The following is a 21,540-nucleotide window of genomic DNA, read 5'->3' as shown; positions in this document are numbered from 1 at the left end:
GAAATTTTATGAGCTTGAATCCAAGAGACGTCGTGATTGTCGACTTCGGTCGTACTCCGATGGGCCGCTCCAAGGGCGGCATGCACCGCAACACCCGCGCTGAAGACATGTCGGCGCACCTGATCAGCAAATTGCTGGAACGCAACGTCAAGGTTGACCCGAACGAAGTCGAAGACGTGATCTGGGGCTGCGTGAACCAGACCCTGGAGCAGGGCTGGAACATCGCTCGCATGGCGTCGCTGATGACTCAGATCCCGCACACTGCTGCCGGCCAGACCGTCAGCCGTCTGTGTGGTTCGTCGATGAGCGCTTTGCACACCGCGGCGCAAGCGATCATGACCGGCAACGGTGACGTGTTCGTCGTGGGCGGCGTCGAGCATATGGGCCACGTGAGCATGATGCACGGTGTCGATCCTAACCCGCACATGTCCCTGTACGCGGCGAAAGCCTCGGGCATGATGGGCCTGACCGCTGAAATGCTGGGCAAAATGCACGGCATCACTCGCGAACAGCAGGACGCTTTCGGCGTGCGCTCCCACCAGCTCGCCCACAAGGCGACCCTGGAAGGCAAGTTCAAAGACGAAATCATCCCGATGCAGGGCTACGACGAGAACGGTTTCCTGAAACTGTTCGACTATGACGAAACCATTCGTCCGGAAACTACCCTGGAAAGCCTGGCGGCTCTGAAGCCTGCTTTCAATCCCAAGGGCGGTACCGTGACAGCCGGTACTTCGTCGCAAATCACCGATGGTGCTTCGTGCATGATCGTGATGTCGGCGCAGCGTGCCCAAGACCTGGGCATCCAGCCTTTGGCGGTGATTCGTTCGATGGCAGTGGCAGGTGTGGATCCGGCGATCATGGGCTATGGTCCAGTTCCGGCTACACAAAAAGCACTGAAGCGTGCGGGCCTGGGGATCAACGATATCGACTTCTTCGAGCTCAACGAAGCTTTCGCCGCACAGGCCCTGCCAGTGCTGAAAGATTTGAAAGTGCTCGACAAGATGAACGAGAAGGTTAACCTGCACGGCGGCGCGATCGCCTTAGGCCACCCGTTCGGTTGCTCCGGTGCGCGTATCTCCGGCACTTTGCTGAACGTGATGAAGCAAAATGGCGGCACCTTCGGGGTAGCCACCATGTGCATTGGTCTCGGCCAAGGCATCTCCACCGTCTTCGAACGCGTTTAAGCGTCTCGTTGATGGAAGCCGGGGCCAAGTGCCCCGGTTTTTGTTTTTCTGAATTTATTTTTGTTTTTATTTTGAAAAGATTTGAGTGAGGGCCAAAGCATGCCGATACAACCTGGGCTCTACCAACATTACAAAGGTCCGCAGTACCGCGTATTCAGTGTTGCGCAGCACTCCGAGACCGAAGAAGAAGTGGTCTTCTACCAAGCCCTGTATGGCGATTACGGCTTTTGGGTGCGTCCCTTGAGCATGTTCCTGGAGTCGGTCGAGGTTGACGGCGAACAGGTGCCACGCTTTGCTTTGGTGCAAGCCGAACCGAGCCTTTTTTCGAAGCCATAAGCTGAGTGCGCGCAAAACCCTGCGCTTGACCTCACCTTGTAGCCACTATATATAGCGGTGCCGCGTCAGGCGCCAACCGCCTTTCACTTCTAGAATTCAGGAATTTTCTGATCCATGGGCAAATCGCTGGTCATTGTGGAATCCCCGGCTAAGGCCAAGACCATCAACAAGTATCTGGGTAACCAATACGTGGTGAAGTCGAGTATCGGCCATATCCGAGACCTGCCCACCAGCGGTTCGGCTAGCGCCAGCAAAGAGCCAGCCGCCAAGCGCGGCAAGGCCGCCGCGGGTGAAGGTCCGGTGCTCACGCCGAAAGAGAAAGCGCGCAAGCAGCTTGTCTCGCGCATGGGTGTCGATCCCGATCATGGCTGGAAAGCCAAGTACGAGATCCTTCCGGGCAAGGAAAAGGTCATCGAAGAGCTGCGCCGGCTCGCCAAGGATGCTGACACCATCTATCTCGCAACCGACTTGGATCGCGAGGGGGAAGCCATTGCCTGGCACCTGCGCGAAGCCATCGGTGGTGACGACAGCCGCTACAAGCGCGTGGTGTTCAACGAAATCACCAAGAAGGCGATTCAGGAAGCCTTCTCCAAGCCGGGCGAGCTGGACATCGACCGTGTAAACGCCCAGCAGGCGCGTCGTTTTCTCGACCGCGTGGTGGGTTACATGGTTTCACCGCTGCTGTGGGCCAAGGTCGCTCGCGGCCTGTCCGCCGGTCGTGTGCAATCGGTTGCGGTCAAACTGGTCGTTGAGCGTGAGCGTGAAATCCGCGCGTTCAACCCGGAAGAGTACTGGGAAGTCCACGCTGACCTCGGCACTGCCAAAGGCGCAACCGTGCGCTTTGACGTGGCCCGCGAGAAGGGTGAAGCCTTCAAGCCGCTCAACGAAGCCCAGGCCATGGCCGCGCTGGAGAAGCTCAAGTCTTCCAGCTACAGCATCGTCAAGCGTGAAGACAAACCGACCAGCAGCAAGCCGTCGGCACCGTTCATCACCTCCACCCTGCAGCAGGCCGCGAGCAACCGCCTGGGCTTCGGGGTGAAGAAAACCATGATGATGGCTCAGCGTTTGTACGAAGCGGGCTACATCACGTATATGCGTACCGACTCCACCAACCTCTCGGTTGATGCGGTGGCGATGGCGCGTACTTATATTGAAGGTGAGTTCGGCAAGAAGTACCTGCCGGAAAACCCGAACGTCTACAGCAGCAAGGAAGGCGCACAAGAGGCTCACGAAGCGATTCGTCCCTCCGACGCCAATACCGAGCCAAGCAAGCTGTCGGGCATGGAGCGTGATGCCGAGCGGCTCTACGAGCTGATCTGGCGCCAGTTCCTCGCTTGCCAGATGCTGCCGGCGCAATACCTGTCGACCACGGTGACCGTGGGTGCCGGTGATTTCGAGCTGCGTGCCAAGGGCCGCATCCTGAAGTTCGACGGTTACACCCGCGTCATGCCGCAAATCGCCAAGCCAGGCGATGACGATGTGCTGCCGGACATGGCTCAGGGCGACGCGATGAAGCTGATCAAGCTTGATCCGACCCAACACTTCACCAAGCCGCCGGCCCGTTACTCGGAAGCGAGCCTGGTCAAAGAAATGGAAAAACGCGGCATCGGTCGTCCTTCGACCTACGCAGCGATCATTTCGACTATTCAGGACCGCGGCTACGTGGCGCTGCACAACCGTCGTTTCTACTCGGAAAAGATGGGCGACATCGTCACCGAGCGTCTGGCTGAGAGCTTCTCCAATCTCATGGACTACGGCTTCACCGCCGGCATGGAAGAGAACCTCGATGACGTGGCTCAGGGCGAGCGCGACTGGAAAAACGTGCTTGACGAGTTCTACGGCGACTTCAAGAAAAAACTCGAAGTAGCCGAAAGCGCTGAAGGCGGCATGCGCGCCAACCAGCCGGTGATGACTGATATTCCGTGCGTGGTGTGCGGTCGTCCGATGCAGATTCGTACCGCATCGACTGGCGTGTTCCTCGGCTGCTCGGGCTACAGCCTGCCTCCGAAAGAACGCTGCAAGGCCACCGTCAACCTGGTGCCGGGCGACGAAATCGCCGCGGACGACGAGGGTGAATCGGAATCCCTGGTACTGCGCGGCAAGCACCGCTGCCCGATCTGCAGCACGGCGATGGACGCTTACCTGCTGGATGAGAAGCGCAAGCTGCACATCTGCGGTAACAATCCGGATTGCGACGGCTACGAAATCGAAGAAGGCAGTTATCGCATCAAGGGCTACGAAGGTCCGAGCCTGGAATGCGACAAGTGCGGCAGCGAGATGCAACTCAAGACCGGCCGTTTCGGCAAGTTCTTCGGTTGCACCAATGCGACGTGCAAGAACACCCGCAAATTGCTGAAAAGCGGTGACGCTGCACCGCCGAAGATGGATCCGGTGAAGATGCCTGAGCTGAAATGCGAAAAGGTCAACGACACCTACATCCTGCGTGACGGGGCTTCCGGCCTGTTCCTGGCGGCGAGCCAGTTCCCGAAAAACCGCGAGACCCGTGCTCCGCTGGTGATCGAGATCGTGCCGCACAAGGATGAGATCGATCCGAAGTATCACTTCCTGTGCGAAGCGCCGAAGAAAGATCCGGATGGCTTGCCTTCCGTGATCCGTTACAGCCGCAAAACCAAAGAGCAATACGTACAGACCGAAATCGACGGTAAGCCGACGGGTTGGAAGGCGTATTACGACGGCGGTAAGTGGACGGTTGAAGACAAGCGGCCAGCCGCTAAAGCTTAAAAGAAGCCGTACACAAAAGGCCGCATGACAATCCACGGATTTTCATGCGGCCTTTTGTTTTGGGCTTGCAGTGGGCTTGGGTGATCCACGACACTGTCGGGTCTGTGTGACGCAATTATTTCGCTGTGGAGGCTGCCGTCATGGCCCACGAACTCTATACCCGTACCAACCAGAAGATCTATTTCGCCGGCCTGTCGCTTGAAGCGCTCGCCAGGGCCGAAGAGGGGCGGGCGATGAATTCCCTGGCACTGATTCAGGCCGGGCGCGAATCGGCGCTGTTTCACCTCTATGGTGCGTTGCTGGGGTTGTGCCATGAAATCGCCGGTTTCTATCGCTTGCCTCAAGCCAATGCGCCGCGCGCGGAGATGTTGCTGACCCGCGAAGTGCTGGATGCGATCGCCATTCCTGAAATGGCCGAGATGGTCGAGTTGGCGGGTAATTCGGAAACCTGGCTGGCCAAGCTGCTCGCGGCCCATGCCGCACTGTTTCAACCACCACGGGTCCCGCACAAACCGAAGGGTGACGTGACGCAACCATTGATCATGGCGGTTAACCTGGACGAAGAAGAGGCGCCTCAAGAGCTGAGCCGAGAGGAACTGGAGAGCTGGCGTCAGAACCTCAAAGGGTTGGCGATCCGCTTCCGTGAAGGGCTGAACGAGTGCTAATGGACTGACTGATGTGCCGGATGACCCGTTGGGTTGTCCGTTCAAGGATGAGTGCTAACAGATGTTTCTTCGCGATGACTTCTGGTCAAGATCCCGAGCGAAGCCTGGCCGATGCCTATATAATCCCCGCCTTTCGTGGAGAACAGACCTTTATGCCAACGTCCTTTCTAGAAATTGTTGAGTTACCAGACGGCCGAATCGAGCTGCGCAGGGCTGAGGACGAGGGTTCTCTGGTTACTTTGGATTTCTCCGAGGACGCCAAAGCGTTTCTGCAAGGCAATCACGTGGAAGTCGCCAAGGCGATGTTGAGCGTTGGAGTGCAGATGGCAGGGCGCCTGGTTGAAGGCGAATTCAATAAGGATGAAGAGCCGCGGATCCTTCACTGATCCCGTCCGTCGGTTTCTGCTGACACCGCTACAGATCGGCTTCTCTATCCCTGGAGAAGCCTGGCGCTGTTTGACGCGCACATTGTTTGTCAGTTAACCCAGTCGAATATTCAGGCTTTGAGCGTCCCCGGTGCGGGCGGCGCTGATCAACTGTTGCCGTGAAGCGGCGTTCAGCGGGTTGAGCCAACTGACGACCGTGTGGCTGCGGCCCAGTCGCAAGGCTTCGCAAGTCAGTTGTTGAGCGCTCTGGGTGCCGCGGGGTTGCAGCAGCAGAATGCGTTCGCGGTTCAGGCCGGCGTCCCGCAACCAGGCCTGGGTCAGGCTGGCGGGCGGAGCGATCAGGGTCAACCAGCGTGCATCCTGGTCTTGACTCAATTCCCGGAGAATCGGCGCCAAAAGGCTCAGGCAGCTCCCGGCTGCACCACGCAGTGACAGTTCGCTGAAGACTTCGGGCTCTGCGCTCCAGGGCGACTCGACCACGTCTTTCAGGATAGGCGCCAGCGGTTGCGCCATGAACGCCTCGAACAACGGCAGTTGGGCTTGCTGTGGTGTGTGTGGGAACTGCATAAAGCCTCCTTTAGCGGCGAATGACGCCGACACTCAAGCCTTCGATCACCAGTTCCTGATCTTTCAGGTTGACTTCGATGGGGGCGAACTCAGGGTTTTCGGCAATCAGCCAGACCTTGCTGCCATCACGCTTGAAGCGCTTGACGGTGACTTCATCACCGATCCGCGCCACCACGATCTGGCCATTGCGGGCTTCACGGGTAGTGTGGACGGCCAGCAGGTCGCCGTCGAAGATGCCCACATCCTTCATGCTCATGCCATGTACCCGCAGCAGATAGTCGGCACGTGGATGGAAGAACGTCGGGTTGATGTTGCAGGACTCTTCGATGTGTTGCTGAGCAAGGATAGGTGCGCCCGCAGCCACACGGCCGATAATCGGCAGGGTGGATTCGTCGGCCTTGGCTTCGAAACCGGGGATGCGGATGCCACGGGAGGCACCAGGCGTCATCTCTATCGCGCCTTTGCGGGCCAGCGCCTTGAGGTGTTCTTCCGCCGCGTTCGGCGATTTGAAACCCAATTCCTGAGCGATTTCCGCACGGGTCGGCGGGTAGCCGTTGTCTTCGAGGCAACGTTTGATGAAGGCCAGAATCTCTGCTTGGCGTGGCGTCAGCTTTAGCATATTGATCGCTCTGTCTTTTTATACAGTGACTGGGATTATATACAGTGAAAGCGTCTTGGCAATGCCCCTTTTTTCGCTCGCCGCTGGACGGTCAGTCAGGTCGCTGATTAACGACGCAGAGTTGTATGGTTAAATAGCTGACCGACCATTCCCAAAACGAACCGGCAGGCTTGACAATGCACAGGCTGAAACGTATGTTTCAAACAAGTGTTTGTCAGGCGGAGTAGCCATGGCCCAGTCGGAAACCGTTGAACGCATTCTCGATGCTGCCGAGCAGTTGTTCGCGGAAAAAGGTTTCGCCGAAACCTCGTTGCGTCTGATCACCAGCAAGGCCGGAGTCAATCTGGCGGCGGTGAACTATCATTTCGGCTCCAAGAAGGCGCTGATCCAGGCCGTGTTCTCGCGTTTTCTCGGGCCCTTCTGCGCCAGTCTCGATAAGGAACTGGAGCGACGCCAGGCCAAGCCGGAAAACAAACCGACGCTTGAAGAGCTGCTGGAAATCCTCGTCGAGCAAGCCCTGGTAGTGCAGCCACGCAGCGGCAACGACCTGTCTATCTTCATGCGTTTGCTGGGGCTGGCTTTCAGTCAGAGCCAGGGACACTTGCGTCGTTATCTGGAAGACATGTACGGCAAGGTTTTCCGTCGCTACATGATGCTGGTCAACGAAGCCGCGCCGCGTATTCCACCGATCGAACTGTTCTGGCGCGTGCACTTCATGCTCGGCGCCGCCGCGTTCAGCATGTCGGGTATCAAGGCCTTGCGGGCGATTGCCGAAACCGATTTCGGCGTCAATACCTCCATCGAGCAGGTCATGCGCCTGATGGTGCCGTTCCTGGCCGCCGGCATGCGTGCCGAAACCGGCGTCACCGACTCGGCCATGGCCACCGCGCAATTGCGTCCGCGCAGCAAATCGGCCCCGGTTGCCGCCAAGGTTTAACCGCACACGGGTGGGCGCGGCAGCTGACATCCGCTAAGCTAGCCGCCCATGCCGACTCTCGTTCTGAACCCGCTCCCCATTGATATCGCCGACCTGCCGGGCTCAGCCCATGGCGGCGATCATGTGCGAGCCAGGTTTATTGTTCTCAAGGAATCCCTATGACTGCTGGCCTGCAAGGCTCGTTGATGGTGGACGTCGCCGGTACCTGGCTGACGGCTGAAGATCGCCAATTGTTGCGCCAGCCCGAAGTGGGCGGCCTGATCATTTTCGCCCGCAACATTGAGCACCCGCGCCAGGTGCGCGAGCTGAGCGCCGCGATCCGCGCCATTCGTCCTGATCTGCTATTGGCCGTGGATCAGGAGGGCGGTCGGGTCCAGCGTCTGCGTCAGGGCTTTGTACGACTGCCGGCCATGCGTGCCATCGCCGACAACCCGAATGCCGAATACCTCGCCGAACAGTGCGGGTGGATCATGGCCACCGAAGTGCTCGCCGTCGGTCTCGACCTGAGCTTCGCCCCGGTGCTGGATCTGGATTACCAGCGCAGCGCCGTGGTCGGCACCCGCTCGTTCGAAGGCGATCCCGAGCGCGCCGCCGTGCTCGCCGGTGCCTTTATCCGCGGCATGAACAGCGCCGGCATGGCCGCCACCGGCAAACATTTCCCGGGGCACGGTTGGGCTGAGGCGGATTCCCACGTCGCCATTCCCAATGACGAGCGCAGCCTCGACGAAATCCGCGCCAATGACCTGGTGCCATTTGCTCGACTGAGCAAACAACTGGCCGCCGTCATGCCGGCCCACGTCATTTATCCACAGGTCGATGCCCATCCGGCCGGTTTCTCCCGGCGCTGGTTGCAAGACATCCTGCGCGGCGAGCTGCAGTTCGACGGTGTCATCTTTAGTGACGATCTTTCCATGGCGGGCGCGCATGTGGTCGGCGATGCTGCCAGCCGCATCGAAGCCGCGCTGACCGCCGGTTGTGATATGGGCCTGGTGTGCAACGACCGCGCCGCTGCGGAACTGGCCCTGAGCGCCGCGCAGCGGATGAAGGTCAAGCCGTCGCCGCGTATCGCGCGGATGCGCGGGCAGTCGTTCGTCGGTATTGAATATCGCCAAGACCCGCGCTGGCTCACGGCTGTCGGCGCGCTCAAAGAAGCTCAACTGATTGAATAAGGACTTTCCGTTATGACGGTTTACGCGATCATCGGTGGTACCGGCCTGACTCAACTCGAAGGCCTGAACATTCGTCAGTCATTAGCCGTGGACACGCCATACGGTCCACCTTCGACCGAAGTGCAGATCGGCGTGTATGCCGGCAAAGAGGTGCTGTTCCTTGCGCGCCACGGCCACCCGCACCGTTTGCCGCCCCATCAGGTGAACTACCGCGCCAATATCTGGGCGCTGAAGCAGGCCGGGGCCGAAGCGATTCTTGCGGTCAATGCCGTAGGCGGGATTCATGCCGCGATGGGCACCGGGCATTTCTGCGTGCCCCATCAACTGATCGACTACACCAGCGGCCGCGAACACACCTATTTCGCCGGTGACCTCGAGGAGGTCACCCACATCGATTTCAGCTACCCCTACAGCGAGCCGTTGCGTCAGCAATTGATCGCGGCGCTGGCGGCTGAAGGCGTCGGCTACAGCAGTCATGGGGTATATGCCTGCACTCAGGGGCCACGCCTGGAAACCGTCGCTGAAATCGCGCGACTGGAACGTGATGGCTGCGACATCGTTGGTATGACCGGCATGCCGGAAGCGGCGCTGGCCCGCGAGCTGGAGCTGGATTACGCCTGCCTCGCGCTGGTGGTGAATCCGGCGGCGGGCAAGTCCACGGCAGTGATCACCATGGCCGAGATCGAACAGGCGTTGCATGACGGGATGGGCAAGGTTAAGTCGACGCTGGCGCGGGTGTTGGCGGGTTGAGTTTCTGCGGCCAGATAAAGTCTCTGGCCGATCCTCTGAGATTTGAGCGGCGTTGATTTGATGACCACATTAACCGAGCAACTTCATGCGCTACCTTGGGCAGAGGTGTTCAGTCATCGCGCTCTGGAAAAGGCCCGCCGGTACGCGGACGAGGATAGGATAACGATCCATCAGAACGAGGACTTGACGATTATCGCAACGTGCGTTGGTTCCGAAAACCGGCAGTACGAGCAGGTCATCGAGCTCTCTGAAGACCGTCATGCGCGAACGGGACTGCAATGCGTTTGTTCGTGTCCGGTCATGTTCAACTGCAAACATAGCGCCGCAGTCATCTATCACCTGCTGGATCATCGCGATAAACCGTCCGAAAGCACCGCCCAGGTTCACTTGAGTCGCGAGCTGGAACGCTGGCTCGACGGTATTCCTGCTACGGGCAAAACGCCCGATGAGCCAGCGCTGGGGACCAATACGCGCCTGATCTACAGGCTCAAGGCCACAACCGTAGCAGGGAAGTGGACCCTGGAAATTTTCAAGGCCCGCCAGCTTAAGAGCGGCGTCTTGCAAGACCTTAAGCCGGTGTACTCGTTATCGGAAATGCTCTTGCGTCAACCCGGCTATCTGGCGGAACTGGACCTTCGGATAGCCCGGCTGTTGGTGGCCATTCACTCCCATCACGCCTATTACGGCGGCTACCCCTTGGAAGGCAGCAGTGGCGCCGAACTCCTGGAGATGTTGCTGCGTACCGCGCGACTGTTCCTCGATTTCGAGCAGCCGCCCCTGGCTTTGGGAGCGAAGAGAGCGGGTCGGTTCGCCTGGGCCGAACAAGCCAACGGCAGTTTCCGCCCTCAATGGAGCAGCGACGAAGTCGAGCCGGAAACGGTACTGGCCATTGAACCCTTGTACTACCTTGATCGCGAGCGATTGCAAGTCGGAACCCTGTTCACCGAACAGGATGAAAAACTGGCTTGTCATTTGACCTTGGCGCCGGATATTCCGGCGCGCCAGGCGATGCAGTTCAGCCATCGGATGAGTTCCGCGACGCAAGTTGCCCCGCCGCACCAACTGACGGAGCGGGTGGTGGACGACATTTTTCCCGAGGCGCACCTGACGCTCAACAGCGGCAAGCGCTACAAGAACTGGAAGTATGAGGCAGAGCACCGTGCCGCGCTGGCGTTCACCTACGACGGGCACCCGGCCACGGACCGAAACCCCGAAGTGTTGATCCTTTCCGGCACCGAAACCCAGCGTATCCAGCGCAAGCCGGCCGCCGAAAAAGCCTTGCGCCAGGCCCTGCAAAAACACGGTTTTAAAAAGGCTACGATTAAAAGCAGCGTGGACCGCCCGGGCGAAATGTTCGCGTTGCCGGATGATTCGGCCTGGCTTGCCTTTGTGCAGGAGGGAATCCCGCTGCTGCGTAAGGCAAATTGGCACGTCGATATCAGCCATGCTTTTCACTTCAATGTGCAGCCGGTAGAGCAGTGGTATGCCGATGTTGAGGAAGAATCGGCGCACCAGTGGTTTGATCTGCAACTGGGCATCGTGGTCAACGGCGAGCGCCATAGCCTGTTGCCGATCTTGCTGCATTTGCTGCGCAGCCAGCCACAGTTGCTCGATCCCGCCAGTCTGGCCAAGCGCAACGATGACGAACAGCTGTTGATCGAGCTTGGCGGTTCCAAGGCGCATGTGAAAGTCGCGCTGCCCTATGGCCGCATCAAACCGCTAATGGCCACGCTCGGCGAGTTGTACCTGGGCTCGCATGAGGGCGACTCGTTGCGTTTGACTGCCCCGGATGCCGCGCGGCTGAGTGCGCTGGACGGCGTGCCGCTGGTTTGGCAGGGCGGTGAGCGGCTGCGCAATTTTGCCCGGCGAATACGTGAGTCAACGCATGCGCATGTCTCGGCGCCCGAGGGCCTGAACGCGACGCTGCGACCGTATCAGCTTGAAGGCTTGAACTGGATGCAAACCCTGCGCGAGCTGGAGGTCGGCGGCATTCTCGGCGACGACATGGGGCTTGGGAAAACCCTGCAAACCCTGGCGCATCTGCTGACAGAAAAACAGGCCGGACGCCTTGATCGTCCGGCACTGGCCGTAATGCCCACCAGCCTGATCCCCAACTGGCTCGACGAATCGCAACGCTTCACCCCGCAATTGAAGGTCCTGGCGCTGCATGGTTCGGCGCGGCAAAAAGACTTTGCCAGCCTGGCCGAATACGATCTGGTGCTGACCACCTACGCGCTGCTGCCGCGGGATCTGGAAGTATTGCAGCCTCAAGTCTGGAGCGTGTTGATTCTAGATGAGGCGCAGAACATCAAGAACCCGGTCAGCAAGGCTGCTCAAGCTGCCCGTGATCTACAGGCCCGTCAACGATTGTGTCTGTCCGGCACGCCGCTGGAAAACCACCTCGGCGAGCTGTGGTCGCAGTTTCACTTTCTGCTACCCGGTTGGTTGGGCGACAGCAAAACCTTCAACCGCGACTACCGCACGCCGATCGAAAAACACGGCAACAGCGATCGGATGCAGCACCTGACGGCGCGGATCAAACCCTTTCTGCTACGTCGCAAGAAAGATCAGGTCGCCACCGAATTGCCAGCGAAAACCGAAATCGTGCATTGGGTCGATCTCAGTGATGGGCAACGGGATGTGTATGAAACCGTGCGCGTGGCGATGGACAAGAAGGTGCGTGACGAAATTGCCCGCAGTGGTGTTGGCCGCAGTCAGATCATCATCCTCGACGCGCTGCTCAAGCTGCGTCAGGTCTGCTGCGATCTGCGCCTGATCAAAATGACGCTCACGGCAAAAGCCCTGCGATCAGGCAGTGGGAAGCTGGTCAGCTTGATGGAGATGCTGGAGGAATTGCTCAGCGAAGGTCGCAAGATTTTGCTGTTTTCGCAGTTCACGTCGATGCTGGCTTTGATTGAGGAAGAATTGCAGCAGCGCGGTCTCGACTACTCGCTGCTGACCGGTGACACCACGGATCGACGCACGCCGGTCAAGGATTTCCAGAGCGGTAAGGTACCGCTGTTTCTGATTAGCCTGAAGGCCGGCGGCACAGGCCTGAACCTGACCGCTGCGGACACGGTGATCCATTTCGATCCGTGGTGGAACCCGGCGGTGGAAAACCAGGCGACCGACCGTGCCTACCGGATCGGGCAAAACAAACCGGTGTTCGTCTACAAGCTGATTGCTCGAGGCACGGTGGAAGAAAAAATACAGGCATTGCAGCAGGAGAAGGCTGCTTTGGCTGGTGCGGTGCTGGAAGGTGGGACGACGGGAGGGTTGAAGCTTGAGCCGAGTGATATCGAGGCATTGTTTGCGCCGCTGCCTCATCTCAAGTCTTGATAGCTGTTTTCTGCAGTGAGGGCGCCTTCGCGGACAAGCCTTGCTCCTACAGGTTTATGTCGTTCGCGACATCGGGGATCAACATAAACCTGTAGGAGCAAGGCTTGCCCGCGAAGGCCATCTATCAAGCGCCACCGACCTCAGCGCTTTTCGAGCTTATCCGGCAACGGCGCAAACAACGCTTCAATATCATCACTCTGCAACTTCCAGTCCCCGGCCGAGCGCCCATCCAGTACGCCCGCAGCCAGGTCGGATTTTTCCTTTTGCAGATGCTGAATCTTCTCTTCCACCGTGCCCCGGGCAATCAGTTTGTAGACGAACACCGGTTTTTCCTGGCCGATGCGATACGCCCGGTCAGTCGCCTGGTTTTCCGTTGCCGGGTTCCACCACGGGTCGTAGTGAATCACCGTATCGGCTTCGGTCAGGTTCAGACCCACGCCGCCCGCCTTCAAACTGATCAGAAAAATCTGACGCTTGCCGCTCTGGAAGTCCTTCACCGGCGCGCGGCGATCACGGGTCTGGCCGGTCAATATTGCGTATTCGACGCCGCGCTTTTTGAGTTCATCCTCGATCAACGCCAGCATCGACGTGAACTGCGAGAACAGCAGAATCCGCCGACCTTCTTCGAACAGCTCCTCAAGCATCTCCATCAAACTGTCGAGTTTGCCGGACGTACTGCCGCGGGTGGGCAGAGCCGCGTCATTGACCAGCCGCAGATCACAGCACACCTGGCGTAACTTCAGCAGCGCTTCAAGGATGATGATCTGGCTGCGGGCCACGCCTTTGCGGGTGATCTCGTCGCGGACTTTCTTGTCCATGGCCAGGCGCATGGTTTCGTACACGTCGCGCTGGGCTTCGTTGAGCTCCACCCAATGGATGATCTCGGTTTTCGGCGGCAATTCGGTCGCGACTTGCTCTTTGGTCCGACGCAGCAGAAACGGCTTGATCCGACCGTTGAGGTGTTGAAGTCTGACTTCGCTGCCGCGCTTTTCAATCGGCACCCGGTAATCGCGGTTGAAGCTTTTCACATCGCCGAGCCAGCCGGGCAGCAGGAAGTGGAACAGCGACCACAGTTCGCCCAGGTGATTTTCCAGCGGCGTGCCGCTCAGGCACAGGCGCTGCCGAGCATTCAACTCACGGGCCGCATGGGCGGCCTTGCTGTTGGGGTTCTTGATGTATTGCGCTTCATCCAGGACCAACACGTGCAGCGGCACTTTTGCCAGGGTTTCAACGTCCTTGGGCAGCAGCGCGTAGGTGGTGAGGATCAGGTCGTAATCGGTCAGGCTCTCGAAGTGCTTTTTACGACTGGCGCCGTACAGGGCCAACACTTTGAGCTGTGGCGTGAAGTGCGCCGCTTCGTCGAGCCAGTTGGGGATCAGGCTGGTGGGCATCACCACCATGCACGGCCGATCGAGGCGCCCGGCGATTTTCTCGCTGAGAATATGCGCGAGGGTCTGTAGGGTTTTACCCAAGCCCATGTCATCCGCGAGAATCCCGCCGACTTCCAGTTGCCGCAACGACTGCATCCAGCTCAGGCCTTCGAGCTGATAGGGGCGCAATGTCGCGTTCAAGCCTTCCGGCGCGGTCGTGGTGAAGTCCTTGATGTCTCGCAGGCGCTGGGCAAAGGTGCGGATCTGTTCGCCGCCTTCCCACAGCAGTGGCATGCCTTCCAGCGGATTCAGTCGCGTGGCGTCGGCCTTGCTCAGGCGCAGCGTGGTTTCGCCGGGCTCTTGTAGGTAAAACTCGCCAAGGGTCGCCAGCACCGGTTTCAAGCGGCCGAAGGGCAGGGCGACCTGCAACGGACCGTACTCGGAATTCGGACGGTTCGGGATGTTGACCAGGATCAGTTCGTCGTCGCGACGTCGGGCCAGGCGTTCCGGGTTGAGGATCTCGGTGTGCGAACGCATCAGGTTCAACAGGATCGGCAACAGGCTTAGGCGCTCGCCGTTAACGATGATCCCCAGTTCCAAATCAAACCAGTCGCGCTCCGGCGCCTGTTCGACGGTAGCGTACCAGTCGTCCACGGCGGTCAGGTCGAAACCGAAATCCTCGTCGATCTGCAACTCCCAGCCTTGGGTGCGCAGCTTCGGCAGTTCGTTGAGAGTGAAGGTCAGCCAGGCGCTGTCGTTGACCATCTCGAACAGTTCGCCGGCGCTTTCCGGCAAGGCCTTGCTTTGCCGGGTGGCGATCTTGAAGCCGAGGATTCGTAGCTGTTCCCTGTAGGCCTGTTCGACTTCCGGGTGACGTTTTATCCGTAAGGTCTGTGTTTCCTGGCGAATCATCACGTCGGCGTTCTTCTGCCCGGACACGTATTCATCCAGGTAGCTGAAGGACAGCGCCGCGCGATGCTGGATGTAGCGCTGCATCTTGCCGTTACGCGGCTCGAAGGCGCTGAACTCGATACTCGCCAGCCACAGGCGTGGCACCGGTTGCACGTTATCCACCAGCACTTGTGGCGGTGCCTTCGGGCTGCGGTTTTCCAGTACGGCCTGGAGTTTTTCCAGCAGTTCGGCGTCTTGCGCAGCGGCGGGATAGGCCAGGGTTTCCTGGACTTTGAGCAGCACCGCCGCGCAATGTTTGCAGTTGCTGTGGACCGGGCAGGTGCAGTTGGCGTCGATCATCAGCAATGTGCCTTTGGCCGACTCGCGCAGGCGAATGGTCTGACGGTAAACGTTACCGCCCGAGCCCTCGCACGCGGCGATGATCGTGGCGTCGCCGGCCTCGACAATCCTGACGCGGTTTTCCAGCGCGTAGCGACGGCCGCGCTCCAGGCTCTGTTCCTTGAATCGGCTGACCCAGGAGGGGGCGAGGGGTTTGCTCAGGGTCGCAGGCATAAGGACTTCAATCAGTCCGGAATTTCATCGGGGACTGGCCGAGGCGCAGGGGCGGTCAGCGAAGTGATCTTGATCAGCAGGCCCAGGTGGCCGTTGTCGAGAAAGTTCAGCTGGCCGTTCTTGGTGTGGCTTTCCTGCTTCAGGCGTTCGCTGGCGGTGACCATGCCGTTGCCGTCGATCTGGTTGACCCAGAAGTCGGCATCCACGTCGGTGAAACGACCCAGTTTCAGGTTCAGCGTGCCTTCGATCGGGAACTGACCGAATTGTTCTGTACCGTCGCTGATCGCGATTTTGCTGGCCTCTTCACCCAGGGTCTGTTGCCAGGCCTTGTGCAGCAACACGGTGTAATCGTTGCTGGCGGTGAGTTTCTCCACTTCGCCATTGAGGCTTGGCGTGCGTTGGCTGTCGGGGCTGAGGCGTTGTGCGCCTGCAGCCCAGTCTTCCGGTGCCGCACGACTGACGATGGCGGGCACGGCGTTTTGCCGGACCAGAATCATTTCGACCTGATACAGATCATCGGCAAACGCCGAGGGAGCCATCAGCGTCATCAATAAAGTCAGCGAGCGAAACAGGCGCATGCGGCGTCCTTCAAGCAGTTTTCGGGAGGAGGCGCTCAAACAGCGCCTCTACAGTATTAAAGCGCTCTTCCGGGCGCTCCATCGGCACCATGAATTTGAACATCGTGGCGCCTTCGAATTTGTAGCGTTTGGGTTGGCTCTGGATCAGTTTGATCAGCGTCAACGGATCAACTGGCGTTTGGGCCGCGAACTCGATTCGGCCACCTTGCGGACCGCCGTCGACTTTCTTGATGCCCAGTTGTTCAGCCTGCAATTTCAGCAGGGTGATGCGCACCAGATTCTTGGTCGGCTCCGGCAACAGGCCGAAACGATCGATCATCTCCACTTGCAGGTCTTTCAGGCCTTCCTCGTCGGTGGCCGAGGCGATGCGTTTGTACAGAATCAATCGGGCGTGAACGTCGGGCAAGTAGTCCTCGGGAATCAACGCCGGTACGCGCAAGTTGACTTCCGGACCGCCGCCCAACGGCTGATCGAGGTTCGGTTGTTCGCCCTTGCGGATCGACTTCACCGCGCGCTCGAGCATTTCCATGTACAACGTGAAACCCACGGCCTGAATCTGCCCGCTCTGGCCGTCGCCCAGCAATTCGCCGGCGCCACGGATTTCCAGGTCGTTGGTGGCGAGCACGAAGCCCGCGCCGAGGTCCTGGGTGTTAGCAATTGCTTCCAGACGCTTTTCGGCGTCGCCGGTAATTTGCTGGCGCGGCGGCGTCAGCAGGTACGCGTAGGCCTGGTGGTGACTGCGACCGACCCTGCCGCGCAACTGGTGCAACTGCGCCAGGCCGAACTTGTCGGCACGCTCGATGATGATGGTGTTGGCGCTCGGCACGTCGATGCCGGTCTCGATGATGGTCGAGGCGATCAGCACGTTGAAGCGCTTGTGGTAGAAGTCGCTCATCACCTGTTCGAGATCGCGTTCGCGCATCTGCCCGTGGCCGATACCGATCCGTGCTTCCGGCACCAGCTCGGCGAGGTCGGCGGCGCATTTTTCGATGGTCTTCACGTCGTTGTGCAAGTAGTAGACCTGACCGCCGCGCAGCAGCTCACGCAGCAGGGCTTCCTTGACCGTGCTTTTGTTCTGCTCCATGACGAAGGTCCGCACCGATAGGCGACGGGCCGGCGGCGTGGCGATGATCGACAGGTCGCGCATGCCCGACACCGCCATGTTCAGCGTGCGCGGAATCGGCGTGGCGGTCAGCGTGAGGATGTCGACTTCACTGCGCAGGGCCTTGAGCTGTTCCTTCTGACGCACACCGAAACGGTGCTCTTCGTCGATGATCACCAGCCCGAGGTTTTTGATTTTTACATCGTCGGACAGCAGCTTGTGCGTGCCGATCACGATGTCGATCTTGCCTTCGGCCAGTTCGGCGATGGCGGCATTCACTTCCTTGGCCGACTTGAAACGGCTCATCACTTCCACGCTCACCGGCCAGTCGGCGAAGCGGTCGCGGAAGCTGTTGTAGTGCTGCTGGGCGAGCAGGGTGGTCGGCACCAGAATCGCCACCTGACGACCGCCGTGCACCGCGATGAACGCGGCACGCATCGCCACTTCGGTCTTGCCGAAACCGACGTCGCCGCAGACCAGGCGATCCATCGGCTTGGGCGCGAGCATGTCGGCGCGAACGGCGTCGATGGTGGTTTGCTGGTCGGGAGTTTCTTCGAACGGGAAACCGGCGCTGAACGTCGCGTAATCGGCTTTCGGGTCGGCAAAAGCATAACCTTCGCGGGCGGCGCGGCGGGCATAGATGTCGAGCAACTCGGCGGCGACGTCGCGTACTTGTTCGGCGGCTTTGCGCTTGGCTTTCTGCCAGGTCTCGGAGCCGAGACGGTGCAGCGGGGCCAGGGCGTCGTCGCTGCCGGTGTAGCGCGCGATCAGATGCAGGTTGGCCACCGGCACGTAGAGCTTGGCGCCTTCGGCGTATTGCAGGGTCAGGAATTCGGCGGCTTGATCATCGATTTCCAGGGTCGCCAGACCGAGATAGCGGCCAACACCGTGATCGATGTGCACCACCGGCGCGCCTTCGCGCAGCTCGGTGAGGTTCTTGATGACCGCATCGTTGTTGCCGTCGGCACGTTTTTCCCGGCGACGACGTTGCATCACCCGTTGACCGAACAACGGGCTTTCGGCGATTAGCGCCAGGGCCGGATCGTCCAGCAGCAGGCCTTCATCCAGCGGCGCAATGGTGATCGCCAGTCGTTCTTTGCCGGCGACAAAGTCTGGCCAGCTGTCGACGGTTTTCGGTCGCAGCTTCAGGCGTTCGAGCAACTCGAGCAGCACTTCACGACGGCCCGCAGATTCGGCGGTAAACAGCACGCGACCGGGGAATGCGTCGAGGAAACCGGCCAACGCAGCGAGCGGCTGGGTAGCCTTGGCTTCTATGGCCAGGTTTGGCAACAGTTGCGCCGGGAAGCGTTCGCGGCCGACGCCGGTTTCCACGTCTTGCTGGCTGGCCACGACGCGCGGCCAGTTCTTCAGGCGCGCGAAGCAATCTTCCACCGGCAGGAACAGCTCGGCGGGTGGTAATAAAGGACGGGACGGATCGACGCGGCGCTCTTCATAACGATTGCGCACGTCGTTCCAGAAGTTCTCCGCCGCCTGCTCGATGCCCGGCAGGGAAAACACTTGGGTGTCTTGCGGTAGGTAATCGAACAGGGTCGAGGTTTCATCGAAGAACAGCGGCAGGTAGTACTCGATACCGGCCGGCGTAATCCCGCTGCTCAAATCCTGGAAGATCGGGCAGCGACGGAAGTCCACGTCGAAACGCTCGCGAAAGCGTGCCTTGAAGCGGGTGACCGCATCTTTTTGCAGCGGGAATTCCCGCGCCGGCAGCAGGCGAACGGTGTCGACCTTGTCGATCGAGCGTTGGTTGTCCGGATCAAAGGTGCGCAGGGTTTCGATTTCGTCGTCGAACAGGTCGATCCGGAACGGCAGTTTGCTGCCCATCGGGAACAGATCGATCAGCGAGCCGCGCACGGTGAATTCGCCGTGCTCGTACACGGTATCGACGTAGCGATAGCCGCTGGCCTCGAGCCGGGTGCGCATTTGCTCGACGTCGAGTTTCTGGCCGACGTCCAGCACCAGGCTGCTGCCGAGCAGGAACTTGGTCGGCGCCAGGCGATGCAAGGCCGTGGTGATCGGCACCACCAGCACACCGTGGGTCAGCTCCGGCAGCCTATATAAGCTGGCAATGCGCTGGGAGATGATGTCCTGGTGCGGCGAGAACAGGTCGTAGGGCAGGGTTTCCCAGTCGGGAAAATGCAGCACGGGCAAATCCGGGGCGAAGAAACTCAGCTCCTGTTCCAGCCGTTCGGCACTTTGGCTGTCGGCGGTCAGCAGCAGGGTAAAGCGCTTGGCAGCGCTGGCGGCCTCGGCAATGGCCAGGCTCAGGGCGGCACCGGGCAGGTTGCCCCAGTGCTGTTTACCTGCCGCGGCAGGGAGAAGCGGTAGACGCAGAACGGGCACGGAAGGTTGAGCTCCAAGCGTTGCGACAAAGTCGGTAATTGTAGCGGCCTCAGGTGCCGGCTGTCAGTTGCAGATATGTCTATTACGCGGGTTGGGCGAAATGTAGTGGTAAAGACAAAATCCAGCCGTTTTTTGCTGAAAATTGCCGATTATGTAGTGGCAAAACGAACAGGTGTTACGGATGGTTACGGACAAGGCAGCGCCACCTCCAAAAAATTGACTGCGCTGGAAGCCCCGTATTTACTGGGCTACAGCATGGCGTAATTTTTTTGAACGGAAATTTGTTACGGCTCGTACGACAGGCGCGCATTGCTACGAGAGGCACTCGGCGGCATAATGTAGCCCCTTTTTTCTGCCCCTACATATGTGGAAGGTTCCCGTGACTCAGAAGCCCGACCAGTGTCTTGGTGAATGGATCGACCGTGAAGCACTCGCAGAAGCGATGATTCCGCTTATCGGTCAGCTCTACCGCAATAACAACGTGGTGAGCTCGATCTATGGCCGCAGCCTGATCAATCGTTCAGTCATTGCGATTCTCAAAGCTCACCGCTTCGCTCGCCATCGCCAGTCCGATGACAGCGAACTGTCCGTCCACGAAACATTCCCGCTGCTCAAAGCCATGAGCGAGCTCAAACTCGGTGCCGCTTCGGTTGACCTGGGCAAGCTGGCGGTCAAATTCAAGGCCGAAGGAAATGGCCGTACCGCCGAGCAGTTCGTCCGTGAAGAACTGGCCGATGTGGTTGGCCAGCAAAACGTTGCCGCACGCAAAGGCACCGACGTTGTCCTGTACGGCTTCGGTCGTATCGGCCGTCTGCTGGCGCGTATCCTGATCGAGAAAACCGGTGGTGGCGACGGCCTGCGCCTGCGCGCCATCGTGGTCCGCAAGGGCGCCGAGAACGACCTGGTCAAACGCGCCAGCCTGCTGCGTCGCGATTCGGTTCATGGTCCGTTCGATGGCACCATCACCATTGATGAAGCCAACAACACCATCACCGCCAACGGCAACCTGATCCAGGTTATCTACGCGAAGAACCCGACTGAAGTGGATTACACCCAGTACGGCATCAAAGACGCGCTGCTGGTGGACAACACCGGTGTATGGCGTGACGCCGAGGGCCTGGGCCAACACCTGGCTTGCCCGGGTATCGACCGCGTTGTGCTGACCGCGCCTGGCAAAGGCAAGCTGAAGAACATCGTTCACGGCATCAACCACGGCGAAATCACCGCTGACGACAAGATCGTTTCCGCGGCGTCCTGCACCACCAACGCCATCGTGCCGGTGCTGAAGGCTGTCAACGACAAGTTCGGCATCGTCAACGGTCACGTTGAAACGGTTCACTCGTACACCAACGACCAGAACCTGATCGACAACTTCCACAAGGGCGATCGCCGTGGCCGTAGCGCCGCGCTGAACATGGTGATCACCGAGACCGGTGCTGCCACCGCTGCTGCCAAGGCCCTGCCAGAACTGGCCGGCAAGCTGACCGGTAACGCGATCCGCGTTCCGACGCCTAATGTGTCGATGGCCATTCTCAACCTGAACCTTGAGAAAGCCGCCACCCGTGAAGAGATGAACGATTACCTGCGCTACATGGCGTTGCACTCCGATCTGCATAAGCAGATCGACTACGTCAATTCGCAGGAAGTGGTATCCACCGACTTCGTTGGCTCGCGCCACGCCGGTGTTGTGGATGCTGAAGCGACCATTACCCAAGATAACCGCGTTGTTCTGTACGTTTGGTACGACAACGAATTCGGTTACAGCTGCCAGGTAGTGCGCGTGATGGAAGACATGGCCGGGGTCAACCCGCCAGCGTTCCCGCGCTAAGCGTTAGCTGCACATGAAAACGCCCCGACTTTGGTCGGGGCGTTTTTGTTTGTGCGCTCTGCCTGTTGCGGTTGAGTTGCCTGGGCGGGCCTCTTCGCGAGCAAGCCCGCTCCCACATTGGATTAGTGTGGGAGCGGGCTTGCTCG

15 protein-coding genes are annotated in these 21,540 nt (G+C 59.6%); 10 read left to right on the top strand and 5 right to left on the bottom strand.

Annotated elements, in window-relative coordinates; all coding sequences use genetic code 11:
- The first annotated feature begins 8 nt into the window (after positions 1 to 8).
- The 5 genes from fadA to HB680_RS02000 all read left to right on the top strand — a co-directional run bounded on the left by fadA (position 9) and on the right by HB680_RS02000 (position 5,313).
- A complete protein-coding gene (fadA, locus tag HB680_RS02020) occupies positions 9 to 1,184 on the top strand; it encodes an acetyl-CoA C-acyltransferase FadA (RefSeq protein ID WP_010456360.1) in 1,176 nt (391 codons plus the stop codon).
- Between the two features lie 99 nt (positions 1,185 to 1,283).
- Positions 1,284 to 1,520, top strand: coding sequence for a DUF1653 domain-containing protein (locus HB680_RS02015; protein ID WP_213936911.1), 237 nt, complete (start codon positions 1,284 to 1,286; stop codon positions 1,518 to 1,520).
- 114 nt (positions 1,521 to 1,634) lie between these two features.
- Entirely contained in the window at positions 1,635 to 4,262 is a 2,628-nt protein-coding gene (gene topA, locus HB680_RS02010; protein WP_213936910.1) for a type I DNA topoisomerase, read from the top strand.
- Positions 4,263 to 4,402: 140 nt separating this feature from the next.
- A complete protein-coding gene (locus HB680_RS02005) occupies positions 4,403 to 4,927 on the top strand; it encodes a DUF6586 family protein (protein ID WP_054054292.1) in 525 nt (174 codons plus the stop codon).
- A 152-nt stretch (positions 4,928 to 5,079) separates the two neighbouring features.
- Positions 5,080 to 5,313: a hypothetical protein gene (locus tag HB680_RS02000; RefSeq protein WP_123403749.1), complete on the top strand. Its 234-nt coding sequence runs from the start codon at positions 5,080 to 5,082 to the stop codon at positions 5,311 to 5,313.
- A 93-nt stretch (positions 5,314 to 5,406) separates the two neighbouring features.
- Here the strand turns inward: HB680_RS02000 and sulA are convergent, their stop codons facing one another.
- Both sulA and lexA read right to left on the bottom strand, forming a co-directional pair.
- Entirely contained in the window at positions 5,407 to 5,880 is a 474-nt protein-coding gene (gene sulA, locus HB680_RS01995; protein WP_213936909.1) for an SOS-induced cell division inhibitor SulA, read from the bottom strand.
- A 10-nt stretch (positions 5,881 to 5,890) separates the two neighbouring features.
- A complete protein-coding gene (lexA, locus tag HB680_RS01990; protein ID WP_054054288.1) occupies positions 5,891 to 6,499 on the bottom strand; it encodes a transcriptional repressor LexA in 609 nt (202 codons plus the stop codon).
- Between the two features lie 229 nt (positions 6,500 to 6,728).
- Between lexA and HB680_RS01985 the strand changes: the two genes are divergently transcribed.
- From HB680_RS01985 to HB680_RS01970, 4 genes are all read left to right on the top strand, one after another.
- Positions 6,729 to 7,436 (top strand): TetR/AcrR family transcriptional regulator, encoded by a 708-nt coding sequence (locus tag HB680_RS01985; RefSeq protein ID WP_213936908.1) that lies wholly within the window; start codon positions 6,729 to 6,731, stop codon positions 7,434 to 7,436.
- Positions 7,437 to 7,594: 158 nt separating this feature from the next.
- On the top strand, positions 7,595 to 8,605 hold the full coding sequence (gene nagZ / locus HB680_RS01980; RefSeq protein WP_213936907.1) for a beta-N-acetylhexosaminidase: 1,011 nt from the start codon (positions 7,595 to 7,597) through the stop codon (positions 8,603 to 8,605).
- A 12-nt stretch (positions 8,606 to 8,617) separates the two neighbouring features.
- On the top strand, positions 8,618 to 9,355 hold the full coding sequence (locus HB680_RS01975) for an S-methyl-5'-thioinosine phosphorylase (RefSeq protein ID WP_213936906.1): 738 nt from the start codon (positions 8,618 to 8,620) through the stop codon (positions 9,353 to 9,355).
- 60 nt (positions 9,356 to 9,415) lie between these two features.
- On the top strand, positions 9,416 to 12,694 hold the full coding sequence (locus HB680_RS01970; RefSeq protein ID WP_213936905.1) for a DEAD/DEAH box helicase: 3,279 nt from the start codon (positions 9,416 to 9,418) through the stop codon (positions 12,692 to 12,694).
- 140 nt (positions 12,695 to 12,834) lie between these two features.
- Here HB680_RS01970 and HB680_RS01965 read toward each other — a convergent pair whose 3' ends face one another.
- The 3 genes from HB680_RS01965 to mfd are packed head-to-tail and all read right to left on the bottom strand — an operon-like array spanning position 12,835 to position 19,566.
- On the bottom strand, positions 12,835 to 15,528 hold the full coding sequence (locus HB680_RS01965) for a DEAD/DEAH box helicase (protein WP_213936904.1): 2,694 nt from the start codon (positions 15,526 to 15,528) through the stop codon (positions 12,835 to 12,837).
- 11 nt (positions 15,529 to 15,539) lie between these two features.
- Positions 15,540 to 16,106: a CsiV family protein gene (locus tag HB680_RS01960; RefSeq protein ID WP_213936903.1), complete on the bottom strand. Its 567-nt coding sequence runs from the start codon at positions 16,104 to 16,106 to the stop codon at positions 15,540 to 15,542.
- Positions 16,107 to 16,116: 10 nt separating this feature from the next.
- A complete protein-coding gene (gene mfd, locus HB680_RS01955) occupies positions 16,117 to 19,566 on the bottom strand; it encodes a transcription-repair coupling factor (protein WP_213936902.1) in 3,450 nt (1,149 codons plus the stop codon).
- A 364-nt stretch (positions 19,567 to 19,930) separates the two neighbouring features.
- Between mfd and HB680_RS01950 the strand changes: the two genes are divergently transcribed.
- Positions 19,931 to 21,394 carry a glyceraldehyde-3-phosphate dehydrogenase gene (locus HB680_RS01950; protein ID WP_123403407.1) on the top strand — a complete coding sequence of 488 codons (1,464 nt, stop codon included), beginning with the start codon at positions 19,931 to 19,933 and terminating at the stop codon, positions 21,392 to 21,394.
- Positions 21,395 to 21,540: the final 146 nt, after the last annotated feature.

The organism is Pseudomonas sp. dw_612 (genome assembly GCF_018449725.1).
GTDB lineage: Bacteria > Pseudomonadota > Gammaproteobacteria > Pseudomonadales > Pseudomonadaceae > Aquipseudomonas.
This window is presented reverse-complemented; position numbering and strand designations above follow the sequence as displayed.

Coding starts and splice junctions, on each gene's coding strand:
- fadA (WP_010456360.1), top strand. CDS start 9: ATGAGCTTGAATCCAAGAGACGTCGTGATTGTCGACTTCGGTCGTACT.
- HB680_RS02015 (WP_213936911.1), top strand. CDS start 1,284: ATGCCGATACAACCTGGGCTCTACCAACATTACAAAGGTCCGCAGTAC.
- topA (WP_213936910.1), top strand. CDS start 1,635: ATGGGCAAATCGCTGGTCATTGTGGAATCCCCGGCTAAGGCCAAGACC.
- HB680_RS02005 (WP_054054292.1), top strand. CDS start 4,403: ATGGCCCACGAACTCTATACCCGTACCAACCAGAAGATCTATTTCGCC.
- HB680_RS02000 (WP_123403749.1), top strand. CDS start 5,080: ATGCCAACGTCCTTTCTAGAAATTGTTGAGTTACCAGACGGCCGAATC.
- sulA (WP_213936909.1), bottom strand. CDS start 5,880: ATGCAGTTCCCACACACACCACAGCAAGCCCAACTGCCGTTGTTCGAG.
- lexA (WP_054054288.1), bottom strand. CDS start 6,499: ATGCTAAAGCTGACGCCACGCCAAGCAGAGATTCTGGCCTTCATCAAA.
- HB680_RS01985 (WP_213936908.1), top strand. CDS start 6,729: ATGGCCCAGTCGGAAACCGTTGAACGCATTCTCGATGCTGCCGAGCAG.
- nagZ (WP_213936907.1), top strand. CDS start 7,595: ATGACTGCTGGCCTGCAAGGCTCGTTGATGGTGGACGTCGCCGGTACC.
- HB680_RS01975 (WP_213936906.1), top strand. CDS start 8,618: ATGACGGTTTACGCGATCATCGGTGGTACCGGCCTGACTCAACTCGAA.
- HB680_RS01970 (WP_213936905.1), top strand. CDS start 9,416: ATGACCACATTAACCGAGCAACTTCATGCGCTACCTTGGGCAGAGGTG.
- HB680_RS01965 (WP_213936904.1), bottom strand. CDS start 15,528: ATGCCTGCGACCCTGAGCAAACCCCTCGCCCCCTCCTGGGTCAGCCGA.
- HB680_RS01960 (WP_213936903.1), bottom strand. CDS start 16,106: ATGCGCCTGTTTCGCTCGCTGACTTTATTGATGACGCTGATGGCTCCC.
- HB680_RS01950 (WP_123403407.1), top strand. CDS start 19,931: ATGTGGAAGGTTCCCGTGACTCAGAAGCCCGACCAGTGTCTTGGTGAA.